This window comes from Nostoc sp. 106C (assembly GCF_002154725.1).
Taxonomy (GTDB): Bacteria; Cyanobacteriota; Cyanobacteriia; order Cyanobacteriales; family Nostocaceae; genus Aulosira.
On the sequence record NZ_MTAW01000061.1, the window covers coordinates 1 to 18923 of the forward strand.

The 18923-nt window shown below is 42.9% G+C and carries 6 protein-coding genes; all 6 read left to right on the forward strand.

The features are described from left to right. Window positions 1–201 precede the first annotated feature (201 nt). The 6 genes from BV375_RS05455 (at window position 202) to BV375_RS05480 (ending at window position 18911) form a co-directional block, all read left to right on the forward strand. Window positions 202–1047 (forward strand): hypothetical protein, encoded by an 846-nt coding sequence (locus BV375_RS05455; RefSeq protein WP_086758135.1) that lies wholly within the window; start codon window positions 202–204, stop codon window positions 1045–1047. Window positions 1048–1069: 22 nt separating this feature from the next. After that, on the forward strand, window positions 1070–2116 hold the full coding sequence (locus tag BV375_RS05460; protein ID WP_086758105.1) for a site-specific integrase: 1047 nt from the start codon (window positions 1070–1072) through the stop codon (window positions 2114–2116). Window positions 2117–2119: 3 nt separating this feature from the next. After that, window positions 2120–2584 (forward strand): hypothetical protein, encoded by a 465-nt coding sequence (locus BV375_RS05465; RefSeq protein ID WP_086758108.1) that lies wholly within the window; start codon window positions 2120–2122, stop codon window positions 2582–2584. A gap of 2 nt (window positions 2585–2586) precedes the next feature. Next, entirely contained in the window at window positions 2587–3270 is a 684-nt protein-coding gene (locus tag BV375_RS05470; RefSeq protein WP_086758110.1) for a hypothetical protein, read from the forward strand. 441 nt (window positions 3271–3711) lie between these two features. Then, the gene (locus BV375_RS05475; RefSeq protein WP_086758112.1) at window positions 3712–4449 is read left to right on the forward strand and encodes a hypothetical protein; all 738 of its coding nucleotides are present in this window, start codon (window positions 3712–3714) and stop codon (window positions 4447–4449) included. 437 nt (window positions 4450–4886) lie between these two features. Further along, window positions 4887–18911: a putative Ig domain-containing protein gene (locus BV375_RS05480; RefSeq protein WP_086758114.1), complete on the forward strand. Its 14025-nt coding sequence runs from the start codon at window positions 4887–4889 to the stop codon at window positions 18909–18911. Window positions 18912–18923: the final 12 nt, after the last annotated feature.

The following is an 18923-nucleotide window of genomic DNA, read 5'->3' on the forward strand; positions in this document are numbered from 1 at the left end:
AATCTGTTGCTCAACTTATGCTTTCACAGTTGCTCATCTTATGATTTCAGTGACATATGATGGTTGAAGTCGGAGGTCGGAGGTCGAAAGTAAGAATATGGAAGTGGAATAGGTGCAGTTGTGGATAAAAATATTGAGATTGCTGATGGTAGGGCACAGACAACTTTTAATGTCGCAAACAGTGATTTAGTTTCTACAGCAATAAGTTCAAAATCGAATTACCAGCCGCAAGCAGCTAATACAAACATTGAGGCAGACATATACCTATTCACTCGCCTACGGCAACTTTCGCTTCCTCAACGTTTAGAAATGTTCGTGGCTCATGAGCGAGGAGTCAAAAAACTTTGCCTTGCAGGAATTAAATTTCGGCATCGTGGAGCGCCTTTAGAGGAAATACGGCGTGTATTTACCCGTGCTGTACTAGCAGAAAAATATAGGGTAGATTTTCACCCCAAAGGTAACGATGAAAATATGTGGATTCAGGATTCGATCTCATTAGCAGCAGAGCTACACCAAATTTTTGAGTCAACAAATATTCTTTACTACGTCAGCGGTGGTGTTGCAGCTTCGCTACACGGAGAACCGCGTTCGACTCGTGATTTAGATTTGGTGATTGAAGTCCAACCAGAGCAAATCGATTTGTTGGTGGCAACACTTGAAGGTGCCGGATACTATTGTCCAGCAGGTGCGGTTGAGGGTTTAAAGCAAGGACGCGAGCGAATGCTGAATATCACGCATACCGAAACTATTGCTAATGCAGATTTATATATCAGTGATGTTTCATTGTTTGCAGTGTCTCAGATGGAACGTCGCCAACTAATTGACTTAGAAGGAATACCTAAGTTTTGGGTAGCCTCGGCAGAAGATACAATTTTACAGAAATTACAGTGGGGCAAAGGGAGCCAATCTGAAAAACAGTGGCGCGATGTATTGGGGATATTAAAGTTGCAAGCAGAAAGTTTGGATTATATATACCTAACACAATGGGCAGAAAGTTTGGATTTGGTTGATGCTTTAAGTCTGGCATTTACTGAAGCTGGGGTGTAATTTTGAATTTGGAAGTAAGAAAATGCGATCGCCTGATAATTTCAAACAAGATTCCTTACCACCGATTAAACTTATCCCACTGGAAAATAGTAATGCGGCATCTGTTAATACTGCTACAAAACTGAGTAGCAGAGTCAAAAAGATAACAGCACCGATTGATATTCGCCTTGTGAAAGTGCAGGAATTTTTACGTAGCAACAATCTCGCACCCAATAGCCGCAAGCTATATGAACGCGAACTCAAGCGGTTTTTAGGATGGACGCAATTGCACTATCATGAACTGCGATCGCGTCACATTGGTCTGTACAAACAATACTTGATGGAGGAAATCTGCACAGACGCGGGTAAACCACTTTCCAAAAGCAGCATCAATGCTGGATTGGCTGCTATCAAGAGTTTCTTCAAATGGTTGACTCTCACCTACCCGGAGATGATGACTACAAATCCCACACAGGGGGTCAAGCTGGAAAAAGTACCTCTGCCACCTGCTCAAAGTTTAACAGCAGAACAGATGGAATCAGTGTGGTCAGCTTTGGAATATTTAGGCGAAACTAAGGAACGAGATACCGCACTGGTTCATATCCTCAGTCATGGACTCCGCGCTGGGGAAGTGGTGAATTTAAATGTCGGGTCATTTGATGGTAAGCTGCTGTTCTTACCTGACACAAAGACCGCCCAACCTCGCTTAGTACCTTTAAGAAAAGAAAGCAGAGAGGTACTGGTAGAGTATTTACAATGGCGAGAACAGCAGGGGGAGGTTTTAACTAGCCTCAGTCCACTGATGATTTCGCATCATCCATCATATCTTGGAGAACGCCTGAGTTATCACGGTATTTACTTTGCTGTGGAGAAAATTGGGGAATTAGCAAGCATTGAAGACTTGCATCCTCATCAATTCCGTCATACTTATGCTACTGATTTATTGCTATTAGGTGTAGATCCAACTCATGCCCGGAAACTAACTGGACATACTAGCGAGAAGGCGTTTCGACGGTATACACTTCGCAGTGAGCAAGAAGCAGCGATCTCTGCCTACTACAAAGCTATTGGCGAAGAGGAAGTAGAGTAGGAAATGCCAAAACCGTTAAATCCTAAGTGTCAGTTATGCGCTAAGTTACCGACTGCTAAAGCAAAGGTGTTGCATGGAACTGAAGGGGATGGATGCTGGAATCCTCGTGTCTGCCATAATCGGCGCTCATTTTACCGTAGCCGAACTGAAGACAATAGAAGCATTGATTCGATAACAGTCGAACCACCTGCAACATATTTTGCAGTGCTATATCTATATAAAGAACCGGGAGATAAACCATTACATGCATTGGGTGCTGAACTGTGGTTGGGGCAACAACCGATTTGTCGTCTAGAACCAATTCATTGCTTTGGGTTAACTGCTGGTAAGATACGCACTTATACAGATCGGGTATTACAAGCATTCGCCAAAGAATATGGTGTTTCGCTGTATCAATATAAGGATATGTTTGAGATTAGTCCAGATAACTGTCCAGTGCGTCCTTGTCCGCTACATCCGGAGTCGTAAAGATGACTGCATATCGACAATTAACGATTTGGGACGTACTTGATGAGATTTCAGAAGCGCCTCCAAACTCTTCACTTGCTGCGGTGTGGGATTGTTTGGATACAGAACTCCCAGATTTATCTGTGGAAGCACAGTTAGAGACTGCTGCTGTTGCGTTTAATCAAATTGCAGATATTCTTAAATCTCGTGCGGTAATGCTGTTGCAGGATGTGCGTGATCGTAATCATCCTGACGGACCAATTGTCAGCATTGATATCTTTGCTGGGTTAGTGCGAACTACAATGCACCTTGATTTAGACGATTTGATTGAACCTCCCATACCGCAGACTTTCAAACCACATGGCCCGCATCAGTTTTCAAATACTAGTGAAAAGGGTTATTCGGTGGTAGCACCTGTGGAGAAAGAGAAAGTCTTAGAAATGTTAGAGGAAGTGAGGAGTATAGAAGATGTTCACAAGCTTGCGGGGGATGAAGATGTGCAGAAGTGGCAAAATGCGATCGCTCGCTATCTTGCAGATATTCAAGATGAAATTTCGCTCCCTCAACTGCAACGTGCTTTGAAAATGCCGATTGTTGAGGTGTGGCTGGGATTGTTGTTGGGTGGTTTTACATTGGAGCAGCGTGGAGATTTTTATCATAGCCAGAATGTTTGGGTAATTAGAAACTCAAAGACGATGTTTATATAGTATAAAAATGCACTCTTTTGACAAAAGTGCAATTACCTCAACCTCTAACGGATGCTATCCTAGAGCGCTCGCCGAACTTTTCGTTCGGCTGACTTTATAAAAGCAATACGTTGATATGTGGCGATCACTTAAATAGATATCTAACTGACTTTACGCAGAAATTCGCAGATACAAATCTCAAGAAAAAGTGTATAAAGTTACAAGTAGTGCTGCTCAAACGAGTTCAGTAGTAAGTTGCATATCAAGAGTTAGAGCTACTGGCATTTTCTTGTTCATTATCCACAACAAAAACAGCTTGATGACGCTCTGATTTTGATAGCAGACAGCGTAGCTTATAAAGCTCGCTGTTTGTACAGCAAATTTTGCAGGGCGTGTTTCACTAAGTGACTACATTACAACCAACACAATTAAAAGTTAATTTTGAGTTATCAGGAAAATCTCATGAGCCAAAACTTAATTACGCAAGAGTTCGGGATTATTATTGCTGCTAAAAATCATAAACCTACTATTCTAAATCCAGAGTTTCTCAAATATAGTGGCATTGTCCCGACTGAGTGGGAATTGGCTCGTCAACCTATATCTACCCAAAACGTAGCCCAAGTTACCTTCACCAACGGCGTTACTATTATCGCTGAACCAACAAGAGTCATATTTATAGAAGCTATTGAAGAAAAAGCGATCGCAGAAATTGCAGTTGCAGATATTGCTAAAAAATACGTTCAAACCCTACCTAATGTAGAGTATGAAGCTGTAGGTATCAATCCCAGAAGCTACATTACTTTCGACCAACAGCAAGATGCAGCACGCCTATATTTAGCCTCAACATTGCTGAATGGAGGTGCTTGGCAAGAAGTTGGTACAAAGCCGATGCGAGCAACACTAAACTTAGCTTACACCTTGGAGCGTTGCCCATTTTATCTGACTGTAAATGAAGCAGCATTGCGAAATCCAGATGAAACAACTACCCCGATTGTGTTATTTAATGGCAGTTTTAGCTATGAAGTAACTCAGGAAAATCCCACAGAACGCCTAATAAATTTGCATCAAATTATTAATAACTGGCAAGCAGATTTGACTATCTACCAAGAAATTATCAGCGCCAAATTTCTCGTCAAAGCACCTGTTGACACAACTGTAGTCCCAAATATACTCACGATGAGTGCTAGTGCAGTAGCCTGATATTTCTTACACTCTCAATATAGTTGGGATAGAGAAAGTTATTCGTTAAGACAAGCTCTTGTAGCTGTTGAATAGTTATTGAACAGTCACCATCTATTCTTCTAGCTCTTATATCATTTAACTTTAATAATGATACAAATACGTAGGTAAGGGTTTAGCATTGCTAGACCCTTACGAAAAATCTATCCGTATCAGAATTTTCGTGAATTGGTATTACAAGGTCATTGCTCAAGGGTCTCAAGAGTTTATTCCAAATGTATTAGCAACACTCCCAATGCCAACTCAAAAAATACTAATAACAGCAAAGTAATTGCTATTAATATTGGGCTTGAGTTTCAAGTCAAATGTACTTGAAACTCAAGCCCAAAACTAGGCTGAACTTTCATATTTGATTCCACTAAAACAATTAACAATTTACTACTAACAAGGGGTTAGTCATGGGTAGTCCTGAAAACTTTGGGACCAACAATGCATCTTCTAGCAATGGTGGGATAATGCCCTTATCTCTACTAGAAAGTGCATCCTTGGGCGCAGCGTTGGATGATAATTCTGCCTTAATATCATTGCAAAAAACTCTCAGGACGCCCAGTGGCTCTGACCCCATAAACTCAGAATTAGCAAGTCTAAAAAAATCGCCAAATGCCACAGAAGATAATCAATCCTCTCAGGATAGTACTAACTACACTTCACCTGGTAGCAACATCTTTGGTCAAGAGCAGTTATCTAACCAACCGCAGAGTTTTATAAACACTTCCTTATTCCCTAGTAGTAACAATAAAAACTCTAACAAGGCAAAGGATAAAGATTCGCTCACAGGTAACGCTAAAGACACTTCATTAATCGGCATTACCGAACAAAACTCTCTCACTACTGGAGCATTGGGGATAGAACAATCCCAACAAAATTCTTCACCCTCCACAGCCAAAACCAACTCTAGCGCATCTACAACCAATCAAACTACCATCCCCAACTTTGCCATTCGTACAGAAGGCACTATCAGCATTAATGGTAGTTCCGATTTCGATGGCGTACCAACTGACTTGAGTGATGATGCGCTGATTTATGCAGCCAAGGGATTTACAATTAACGGCAACCCCACATTACCTGTTCAAAGAGATGCTCAGGGTAATCCGATTCGAGATGCATCAGGTAAACTAATTCTCGTAGATAAAGCCGTCGCTGTCGCCGCAGGCTACACCGTCACCAACGGACCGAGTAATCAGTATGCAGGCTTAAATCCCCCGACAGTAGTACCACAACAGACAGTCACCGTTCCAGCCTATGCAGATATCAAACAGCTGGAGTTGGCAAAAAGAATTCCCAACGGAACGCCGACTGTTACCTTCAACATTTCCCAAAACCCCATCAATAATGCTAACGATTGGTCGAAGAAATTTCCACCTCCAGGGACAGCGAGTAATCCTACTGTTGTGAGGGTAACAGGTGGCGGACTGAATATTCCCGCCAACGTTACCTTAAACAACTACGTCATCACCGTCGAGCAAGGAGATATAAATTTCAACGGTAACGGTCACAATTTTAATAATGTTGTCCTCGTTGCTAATAACGGCAACATCAACCTGTCTAACGTGCAAGCTAGGGATTTGTCTGTTTTCGCTTCCGGTTCTATCAACATGAACGGTGGCGCAAGATTTGCTGGTTCTTCATTGCTGGCGAATGGCAGCAATAATGGCAACATCACCTTTAACGGTGCTACTAGCAGCACAAATACAAATGATAACCTGAAGGTTATTTCCCAAGGAGATATCACCTATAACGGTGCATCGAACACCCGTGGCTTATTTTTGAGCGTCAAGAACTTTACCTTTAATGGCAGTTCCACCTTATATGGTTCAATTAGTGCCAAAGGTAATATCATCTTCAACGGTAAAGCCACAGTGATTGCTGTAGCTGAGTTAATGCCAGACATCACTGCACCTATAATTACCGCTACATTAGCTCGCGATACTGCACCTCTTGGACAAACTAATACAGATAAAATTACCTTCGACCCGACGATCGCCGGAACTGTGATTGATGCTAGTCCAATACTGGAGTTTCGTGCTGGCTTTAATAATACCCCACCCACCAACTATACCAATGTTATTGCCCAGCGCAATAGTGATGGCAGCTTTAGTTTTACTCGCGCTCAACTAGAAACTATTTACGGCAGTACGCTCTTAGATGGCATTTACACTCTGCACCTGCAAGCAAAGGATTTATACGGCAACCTCTCAAACAGCTTTGATGTTACCTTCACTCTCGACACAACTACACCTGACCCTAGTAACTTAGACCTGTCTGCCATTGACGACAGCGGTGCTAATAATACTGACAATATTACAAATAAAAAATTACCTGCTATTACAGGTAATGCTGAAGCTGGTGCAGTAGTTCAACTCTTCAATCAAGGACAAATCCTCGGTCAATCAACAGCCAATAATGCTGGTACATGGCAGATAGTTACTAGCGACCTCACAGATGGTACTTATAATCTCACTGCAAGCTCAACTGATATTGCCGGGAATGTCAGCACTGCATCTAATCCACTACAAGTAGTCATTGACACAGTTGCTCCTAATGCTCCTACTAATTTAAAACTTACAACAGCCAGCGATACTGGAGTTAGCAACAGCGACAATATTACTAAAAACGCTACCCCAACCATCCAAGGCAGCGCTGAAGCTGGAACGATAGTGCGCCTATTCAAGGATGGACAACTAGTAGGACAGACAACTGCTAGTGTAAATGGTGCATGGCAATTGCAAGTTGGGCCGTTGACTGATGGACAACATATTTTTACTGCCTCTTCAGAAGATAAAGCAGGTAATGTCAGCGTTTCATCTAATCAACTAACGGTTACAGTTGATACGCAAATTGCACCACCCAGCAACTTAGATTTGCTAGCAGCAAGCGATCGCGGTTCTAGCGACAACGATAATATCACTAATGACACTACCCCAACTATTGCAGGTCATGCAGATGCCAACTCCCTAGTTCAATTGTTCAACGATGGACAACTGGTAGGACAAACTACCACCGCTGCTAATGGGGAGTGGCAGCTTACTACTAACAGCTTGACAGATGGCGTACATAACTTCACAGCGATCGCCACTGATAGCGCTGGCAATTTCAGCAGTCCTTCAGCACCATTAGCTGTTACGCTCGATTCTGCGTTACCACTGTTAACACTAAATACTCCGCTGGAGACGACACCGCTAATACCAAATGCCAGATTCATCGGCAGTATAGACGGTACTGGTTCGGCTGTCACAGCACTTAGCTACCGCTTCAACAACCTAGCAGCAGTTGCAGTAGCATTCAACGCCACAGGCGGCTTTGATCAAGCTTTCGATTTGACTGGACTCAACAACGGTTCGCACATCCTCACGATTACTACAACCGATAAGGCAGGTAATGTCAAGACAAATCAATATAATGTCACAGTTATTCTGGATCGAGAAGCACCTGTAATTAGCGCTAGACTGACACGAGATACAGCCCCTGGTGGGATTACCAATAGCGATACGATTACCTTTGACCCTACGTTTGCGGGAACTGTAATTGATGCCAGTCGCGTAGTTGATTTTCGAGCGGGCTTTGACAGCACACTTATGGCTGACTTTACCAATGTTACGGCACTGCGCAATGCCGACGGTAGCTTTAGCTTTGACCGCACTCAATTAGCAACGATTTACGGTAACACATTACCAGATGGCATCCATACCTTGCACTTGCAAGCAGTCGATGAATTTGGCAACACATCTAATGTTTTTGACATCAGCTTCATTCTTGATACTATTACGCCAGAACCTGTCTTTAACCTAGATGCGGTATCTGATTCTGGTGTAGCGGGCGATCGCCAAACTAAATTTGATACTGTAACTTTGGTGGGTCAAAGTGAGGCATATGCTACTGTTGTTCTAGAACAAATTGGTGCGGTCACAACCTCAGACCACAACGGACAATTTAGTTTCACCAATGTCCAGTTAGCCATTGGCAACAATTCCCTAACCGCACGCGCAACTGATATTGCTGGTAACGAAAATACTTTCTCTACAAACATCTATCGATTTAGTCCACCGACTGCGATTAACTTAACAGGCAACATAGTTGCTGAAAATAGTATTAGCGGTACGGTCATCGGTCAACTTAGCAGCACTGACCCTGATGCGGGAGATAGCCATACCTATACTTTAGAGGATGATGCTGGTGGGCGTTTCCGCATTGTTGGCAACCAGTTACAAGTAGCTGATGGTACACTGCTTAACTTTGAAAGTAGCACCCAGCATTCCATCACAGTCAAGAGTACTGATACTAACGGCTTAAGTAACAGCTTTAAGTTGACTATTGGCGTGACCAACGTTAATGAAGCACCCAGCTTTACCAGCACGCCCATATCGACAGTTGACTTGGGTAGTTTATACAGATATAACATCGTCACCAGCGACCCCGATGCGGCAGATACCAGAAGAATCATTGCAGATAACCTCCCCAGTTGGTTAACTTTGGTGGATAACCTGGATGGAACTGCAACCTTGAGTGGTACATCTACCAACTTCTTGGATAACACCAACATCAACTTGAAAGTTACTGATGCGGGTGGGCTGACAGCAATTCAAGAGTTTACTATTACTTCTAGTAACGCTTTGGTAGAAGGAACTAACTTTACAGCTTCTCGTAGCTTCCCTGTGACAATTGGCGCAACTCCTTCTATCCTCAGCTTTAAGATTGACAAGAGCTTCGATACAACTGATATAGATGCAATTAATGATGCCTTGGAAGTAGCATTAATTGATGCCAATGGTAAATCCTTAGTTCATACTATTGCCAGCGGTCGAGATGCCTTTTTTAACTGGACGGAAGGTGAATCTGCGCTATTGGGTGCAGGTGCGAGTTATGATGCTGCAAGTCGCACTGTTAGCTTGAATCTCACTGGTATTACCCCTACTAATGCACAATTAGTGTTCCGTCTGGTAAATAACGATAGCGACACCACTAGCAGCGTGCGGATTACAGATTTTGCCATCACAGCAGCACCTACTGGCACCCAACCTCCAGTGCAGTCTGATTTTGGTACACAAACATCCCTCAACACTGGGAATGTACTCCTCTTTAATTTGCTTGCAGATATCTCACAAAGCTTTGTTGCTGAGTACCATCGTACCAGCTTGAATGCAGATAGCCGCCTGCTGTATGCAGATATCGCAATCCGCAATATTGGCTCCTATAGTATTGATGCTCCGTTGATTGTGGCTGTTAACCACATTAGCAACCCCAGCGTTTTGGTACGCAACTCTGATGGCTTTACACCAGAGGGAGTTCCTTACTACGATTTCAGCAAGTTGGTAGGCGATAGCAAACTCGATCCTCAGGAACTGACACAACAGCGCAGTCTCATCTTTTACAATCCTAACTCTGTGCAGTTCACCTATGATTTATCAGTGCTGGCCCAATTAAATGCTGCTCCTGTTATTCAAACTCAAGCCAACAAGGAAATCATTACTGGACATTCCTACAGCTATGATGTTGATGCTACAGACCCTAACGGTGATTCTCTTACGTATAAACTGCTGGTTTCTCCTCAGGGTATGACCATTGACTCAACTAGTGGTTTGATTAGCTGGAATACAACGAGCAATAACATTGGTAACTATGCAGTTGAAGTCGAAGTCAGCGACAGTCACGGTGGTATTACAAAGCAACAGTATACCTTAGCAGTAATTTCACCACCGCCAAATCGACCGCCCCTCTTTACCTCTATCCCAGTAGTTAACGCAGCAATTAATACTAATTATACTTATCAAGCAAAAGCCATCGATCCAGATGACAACCCCTTAACTTTCTCCCTTGCTAGTGCTCCTGAAGGCATGAGCGTTAACCCCAATACAGGAGTGATAACTTGGAAGCCTAATGGCAATCAGCTCGGCTTGCTACAGGTAATCTTGAACGTGACCGATGGCTTTGGTGGCACTACCCAACAGCGTTTTCAGATTCAAACGCAAATTGAGCCAGGAAACCACGCACCTATCATCACTAGCACAGCGCCTACAACTGCTTATACAGCTACAGGTTATACCTATCAAATACAGGCTTTAGACGCAGACCAAGACACCTTGACCTATGCCTTAGATACAGCACCTGCTGGTATGACTATTGATGCCACAACAGGACAAATATTGTGGACAACAAAGTCCAACAATGCAGGTACTTACAATATTGCCGTGAAAGTGTTAGATAAGCGAGGTGGTGTAGATACTCAGAACTTTACTTTAAATCTGTCAAGCAACCTGCCAGGACAAATTTGGGGACGAGTATTTGCAGATGGCAGCAATCTACAACTAGGTTCATACAGTTCGCAGTCACAGCCACGACCGAGAACTGGCAATCGACTAGCAGCACAACCAATTCCTCTGACCTCAGTCCTTAACCTTCCCAACGGTTTTTACTCTGCCAGTGGTATGGAGTACTACGAACCCGCAGAGCAAATTTTGATTTCAGATACAGGTTCTACCCGCACTACCTCTAGACTTAATCTGATTCAACCAGACGGAACCTTAGTGCCATTTTCTAATGTCACGCAAGATGTTGGACCCAGCTCCTCTGGAATTGCCATCACAGCACTACGCTATTTCACTACAGTTCCTCAGGATAATCTTGGTGGGTTCACACCAGGAGACATTTTTGGTAACGCTGGATTTAGGTATTCAAGTTTTGGCTATGACCCTTATATTACAAAAATTACAGACGGGGGAGCAACAATTATTCCTCAATGGGCAGCCTTGCCAGCAAATTTGACCTATAGGGAAATCTCCTTCCAAATTGATACAACAGGCATATTTGGAGGAGACCTGATTGTGCAAGGGTCTACTAGTGTAGATTCCAGAGGTTACGATCTGTCTAAATCCACACTTTTCCGAGTCAAAGCTGATGGTACGGTTAGTCGTCTTGCTACCTTGGATAATGACTATGGTGGCAATACCTCTTTTGAAATTGTTCCTAACGACTCTGCAAGATACGGTCCTTTAGCTGGCAAGATTATTGTGGCGCATAACGGAGCATTTTCTACCGTTGATGTTGCAGGTAATGTTCAATATATTCCCTTACAGGGATCTGGAAGTATTCGGTTAATCCGTCCTAATGAAAATTTGTTTGCTGGAAGCTACAGTTATAATCCTCAAACTCTGTTAAGTATTCCTGCATCTAATTTTCAACCGATGGTGGGTGACTTTTTAATTGGTGGAGATGGTGGCCTTCTTAGACGTATGTATTGGGATGGTCAGGCAATAAAAATAGAAATTTTGAATGGACGACAGCTAGCAGGAATGACCTTTGCACCTGTAGGTATTAATAACATTGCATCTGTCAGTCCTGTGAGTTTAGCTGACTGGACCGTATATGTCGATAAAAACAATAATGGACGGCGTGACTCGGATGAGTTATCTACCACAACAGATACTAACGGTATTTACTCATTTACTCTACCAGTAGGCAATTACACCATAGCGCAAGAATTACCAGGAGGATGGAGCCAAATCAAGCCAGCCTCTAATCAACCAATTCAAGTTACCCTCAGTAGCGGTCAGACAATTACCGGGGTTGACTTTGGCAACATCAAGAGCGACCCCGCACCACAAGAAAATCAAGCTCCTTTATTTACCAGCTTTGCGCCGACTCAAGCTATTGCCAATCAAAGGGTAGTTTATAAAGCAGTTGCTTCTGACCCAGATGGAGATGTTTTGAGCTACGACCTGGTAGTTAAACCAGATGGAATGGTGATAGACTCCAATACAGGAATTGTTGCTTGGCGTCCAACATCTGAACAAGTTGGAACTCAGAATGTGATTGTGCGGGTACGAGATGCTCAAGGGGCACTAGACTTGCAATCATTCCAAGTCCAGGTAGGTTCATCGCAGACACCACCTTTATTTACAGCTTTACCCAAGTCTGGTTCGGTTGCAGCAGTGGGAGTACCCTTCCAGTTCCAAATCCAAGCTCGCAACCCAGCCCTAGACCCGATAACTTTTGAGCTAACAACAGATGCTCCCGGAGTTGTCTTAGACTCATCTACGGGGTTGTTTAAGTGGACACCCACTGTAGAAAAAACTTATAACTTTACAATCACAGCAAATGATGGCAAGGGAGCCAAGACAACAAAGTCTTTCCAACTTCAGGCACTAAAAAATGTTCCTAATGATGCTCCGATCATTACTTCTCAACCTCCCAGCCAAATCACACCACTGGGACTTCCTTACGTTTATACTGTTCAAGCCAGCGACCCAAACAACGACCCCCTGACTTATACCCTAGTGACTGCACCCCAAGGAATGACCTTGGATAAGTTAGGCAATCTCTTTTGGCAACCTCAAGCTAACCAATTAAGACTCAATTCTATAGCTATTAAAGTCAGTGACGGTCGAGGTGGTGAAGCTACTCAAAGCTTTAATGTTAATGTTGCCAGCAGCGCTACTATTGCTAACCATGTACCTAGCATTACCTCCACTCCTGTCCAGTCTGCTGTGGTTAACAAGGTCTACCAATATGAGTTGAAGTTCAGCGACCTCGACAATGATTTTCTGCTCTTAAACCTGAAACAAGCACCCCAAGGAATGTTCCTTGACCCAGCAACTGGAATTTTACGTTGGATTCCAACAGAGGCACAATTGGGAGAAAACACTGTAGTAGTGCAGGTACAAGATTCGCACGGTGCATTTGACTTGCAAGAGTTCAAAGTTAATGTCCGGCTTGTAAATACTCCACCTGCAATTAATTCCAATCCTCCAACAGTTGCATCTGCCGGAAAACTCTACAAATATCAGGTGCAAGCCACTGATGTTGATAGTGACTCTCTTGCTTATAGTCTAGTCAATGCCCCATCTGGAATGACGATTGATGCTAAAACTGGACTGATTCAGTGGACTCCTACTAATACTCAACTGGGGCGGCAAGATATTATAGTTGCGGTCAATGATGGTCAAGGTGGCAGTGCCAATCAAAGTTATAGCTTGCTGGTAAGTGACACGGCGGTGAATAATGCGCCTGCTATTACTTCTGTTCCAATTACTGTTGCTGCCGTAGATAGACCTTATCAGTATCAAGTTGTTGCTTTTGATCCTGAAGGACAATCTTTGCAGTTTGCTTTAGAAAATGCCCCATCTGGAATGACGATTGATGCGACTGGATTATTGCAGTGGCATCCCACTATTAGCCAGATTGGTTCGTATACAATCAAGATTTTAGCTACTGATGCTGCTGGTGCGGTGGCAGTACAGAACTATACTCTGCTTTTACGTGCTAACGCTAGCCCGATTATTAATTCTCATCCATCCCTGATTGCAACTCTAGATACTGTTTACGCTTACGATGTCATTGCGAGTGATGTTGATGGCGATCGCCTAACGTACACCTTAGACCAAGCATCCCGTAATTTGGGTATGACTCTGGATACTTTGGGCAGATTGCGATGGACTCCGACTACTAGCAATGTTGGTAGTCACCATGTCGTGCTATCAGTGAGCGATGGAGTTGCGTTACAGCAGCAAGAGTTTGACCTAGTGGTGGCATCTGATACTATTGCACCGAAGGTGAGCTTGATTGCTAATTATAACCAAGTCAACCTTGGAGAAACAGTCATCTTCCAAGCACGGGCTACTGACAATATCAAAGTTGCTGGGCTGCAACTGTTGATTAACAATACGCCTGTGGTGCTGGATGCTAACGGGATGGCAAGGTTTACTCCCAATCAGGCGGGGACGATTATTGCAAAAGCGATCGCTACTGATACTGCTGGTAATATTGGACAAGTAACTTTTGATGTGGCAGTAATTGATACCAGCGATGTGAATGCACCGGAAGTGAGCCTTGATTTGGGAGCTTATGCTGGTAATTTGGTGACTGCACCCATTGACATCAAAGGTAGTATTTCTGATGATGGCAGCTTAGATTACTATCGTCTGCTGGTTGCACCTGTGGCGGGTGGGGAGTTTAAGCAGATATTGTTTGTTGATAATCCAAATGTGATCGCCAATGGTGTTCTTGGTAAATTTGACCCATCGCTGTTGCAAAATGACTCTTATATTCTGCGGTTAGAAGTTGCTGATAACGGCGGTCATATCAGCTATGCAGAAGAAGTGGTAGATGTTGCTGGTGAGTTGAAGCTGGGCAATTTCCGACTGTCGTTTACTGACCTCTCCATTCCGGTAACGGGCATCCCAATTACGCTGACACGGACTTACGACACGCTGACTTCAGCAAGCACTGACGATTTTGGTTATGGCTGGCGGATGGAGTTCCGCGATACTGATTTGCGGACTAGTCTCAAGCGTGACGCAGAAATGGAGGAGTTGGGTTACTACACTGCGTTTAAAGAAGGTACAAGAGTTTATATTACTCTCCCTGGTGGCAAGCGTGAGGCTTTCACCTTCAAGCCCAAGATGGTGGAACAGTATGATGGTGTTTATTTGGGTCAATTTGCTAAGTACTTCTACCAGCCTGAATTTGTTGCAGATAAAGGCGTAACAAGTACACTCACAGTTGAGAGTAATTTTATCACCAAAGGTCAAGGCACTGACCAATTCTACGGTTTTGCAGGCAATGCTTACAATCCAGAAGACCCATACTTCGGTGGCAAGTATAAGTTGACAACGAAGGAAGGCGTGGTTTACGAAATCGACGCTGTTACGGGTGATTTGCTCACTGTTACGGATACTAACGGTAACAAGCTGACGTACACTGATGCAGGGATTTACAGTTCTACTGGTAAGCAGATTACGTTTGAACGGGATGCACAGGGGCGGATTGCCAGCGTTAAAGACCCGATGGGTGAGTTGATTCGCTACACCTATGACGCGAATGGGGATTTGGTGTCGGTGACAGACCGGGAAAATAACACTACCCGGATGGAGTATAAGACTGAGCGATCACACTACCTCGATAAAATAATTGACCCACTCAACCGGACTGGCATACGTAATGAATATGGCGATGATGGGCGGTTGAAGGAGATTGTGGATGTTAAAGGTCAGAAGGTGGAAATGTCTTATGACCAGAATAATTCTAGACAGACTGTACTAGACCAACTTGGTCATGCCACTATCTACGAGTATGATGCCAGGGGCAATATTCTTACAGAGATTGACGCTGAGGGTCAAATTACCAAACGCAAGTATGATGATGACAACAATATTCTCGAAGAAACCGTTATCTCAGATCGCTCTGGCCCAGATGGTTTTACTACTAAATATACCTACGACAACAAAAATAATAAATTAACCCAAGAAGACGCATTAGGTAACATTACTCGTTACACCTATGGTGCTTACAGTCGCTTGCTAACTGAAACTGATGCTTTAGGGCGTACTACTACCAATGCTTATGACAGTTACGGTAATCTCTCAGCCACCAAAGATGCGGTGGGTAAGGTCACAAGCTACGGCTATGACGGCAACGGTCAGCTAACTTCTTTTGTAGATGCTAATAAACAGGCTACCCGTTTTGACTACGACTCAAATGGAAATGTCACACAAGTAACAGATGCTTTGGGCAATGTCACCAAATACACTTACAACCGTAATGGTGACAAGCTAACCGAAACAAGATACATGACTCTGGCTAACGGTCAAGTACGGGAGCTATTAACGAAGTGGACGTATGATGATAACGGTCGCGTGAAAACGATGACGGATGCTGAAAATCATACAACTAGTTACGAATATGATGCTAACGGAAAGCAGATTGCTGTAATTGATGCGCTTCAGCACCGGACTGAGTATAAATACAATGAGAGGGGCGAACTGGTAGAAACAATCTATGCGGATGAGACTCCCGATAATCCATTTGGTAACCTGCGAGATATTAGTCGCTACGATGCAGCTGGGCGTACAATCGCCACCATTGATAAAGCTGGACGCGAAACACGTTTTGTTTATGATGATGTTGGTAGGCTAATTAAAACTATTCTGCCAGATAACACGCCAAATAATTGGGATGATAATCCTAAAACTCGCACTGATTATTATTCAGACGGCTTAGTTAAAGCAGAAATTGATGAAAGGAGTAATCGTACTGAGTTCCGTTACGATGCCGTTGGAAGGCTTCTTGAAATAATTTACGCCGATAACACGCCAAATACACTGGATGACAATCCCCGCACTACTTATAAATATGACAAAGCAGGGCAGCGAATTGCTGAAACAGATGCGCTCAACCATACTACTACCTATAAATATGATGATTTAGGAAGATTGATCGAGACTGAGTTCAACGATAAAACTTATACTACTAGCGAATACGACAACTTGGGTCGGCGCATTGCGATGACTGAGCAGAATGACAAACGGACTGAATATCGTTATGATGCTTTGGGTCGCTTGACAGGCGTGAAAAATGCGCTCCAAGACTGGACAGAATACGGCTACAACGAGGTCGGCAACTTAATTTGGATGGAAGATGCTAACGATCATCGCACTAAGTATGAATATGACAGTGTTGGTCGTCGCACAGCAGTCATCTTGCCAATGGATCAGCGTTCCGATAGTGTTTATGATGCAGTTGGCAATCTGAAAACATATACTGACTTCAATCGCAATACTACGACCTATCAGTACGACCCCATGAACTGGATAACTTCTAAGCAGTTCCAGGATGGATCTAAGGTAACGTATGCTTACACAGCAGTAGGGTTACAGGATGTTATCACTTTTGTTGATGCTAATGGTGTAACTACTGCAATCTACGATTATGATTACGATGAGCGCGATCGCCTCGTTAAGCGTACTGATAATATTGGTGGGGTAAGTCGCAATATTAGCTACACCTACGATGCAGCAAGTAATCGCACTTCAGTTACTACCGCATCCGGTACTGTTAACTATACTTTCGATGTCCGTAACCGCCTTGACCAAGTAATTGAAGATGGGGTTGTTACAACAGATTATGACTACGACGTGGTAAGTAATCTGGTGCGTACTACTTTTGTTAATGGTACGCAAGAAATTCGTCAGTACGATGACCTCAATCGTTTGAAATATTTAGAAAATCGTAAAGGTGATAGTGTGCTCTCAAGCTATACCTATACCTTAGACAAGGTGGGCAACCGTACCAAAGTTGTAGAACATGATGGACGTACTGTTGATTACACTTACGATGACCTATATAGGTTAACTCAAGAGAAAATCACTGATAGTGTTAATGGTAATCGCATTTATGAGTACAACTACGATAAAGTTGGCAACCGCACGGCTAAGAATGAAACTGTCAACGGTACTACAAAGGTTACTAACTACGGCTACGATGCCAACGATCGGCTATTAAATGAGACAGTTAATCAACAGGTAGTTGTTAATTATACCTACGATAATAACGGGAACACTTTAACTAAGACTGAAAACGGTATTACAACCGAATACAGTTGGGATTATGAAAATCGATTGATTGCCGCAAGGTTTAAGGATGCTGATGATATAACACAACAATCAATGCAGTATCAATATAACGATAATGGCATTCGGGTTTCATCAACAGTTAATGGTGTTGAAACACGGTATTTAATTGATGAGGTACAGCCGTATGCACAGGTCTTGGAGGAATATTCCCCAAATGGTGCTGTGCAGGTTGAGTACTTTTATGGCAATGATTTGATTGCACAGGGGCAGGATAACAGTCGTACTTACTACCATGTTGATGGTTTAGGTAGTACACGAGTGTTGACTGATTTAAGTGGTAGTGTTGTTCACACTTATGATTATGAAGCTTACGGAGAATTAATTAGCTCTACTGGTGGGGTAGAGAATAAGTACCTGTTTGCTGGAGAACAATTTGATGAAGTACTGGGAGATTATTATAATCGGGCAAGATATTATGATGCTGATACAGGAAGATTTATCAAAAAGGATGATTATGAGGGACAAATTAGTGAGCCATTGACTTTACATAAGTACCTTTATACTCATAACAATCCTAGTAATTTTATTGACCCAACTGGACTTTTTACTGTAGCTGAAATATCCGCAGCAGATTCAATCCGCAATATACTATCAAGTATACAGATTGATCTTGGAGCGAATCTTATAGGAAACATTATAGGGAATAATGAGCCAATTTCTGATGATTATTATATATTAGTTAATTCAGGAGGTTTAGACCTTAATGAACGAGTTGTAAACTACCTTGAAAACTATACCACTAGAGATTATGCAATTCGATTTTTAATTTATGGAGGCGCGTTACCAATTCCTAAAAGACTTATAGGAGTTCCTGTTTTACCAGGTAGTAGTAAATTGACAAATCCAATTAGTATTATAGGGTTACATCCAGCCGTTAGAAGAAGGTTAAGGCTACCTAGAAGAATTCTAGGCACTACAAATGCTGTAAGAGCATTAGGCCGTGCTAATGTAATATTGGCTACTGGTTTATTAATTTATGATGCAGCATTATTTGCGAAAAACTTAATAAATGATGATTAAGCCAGGTTTATA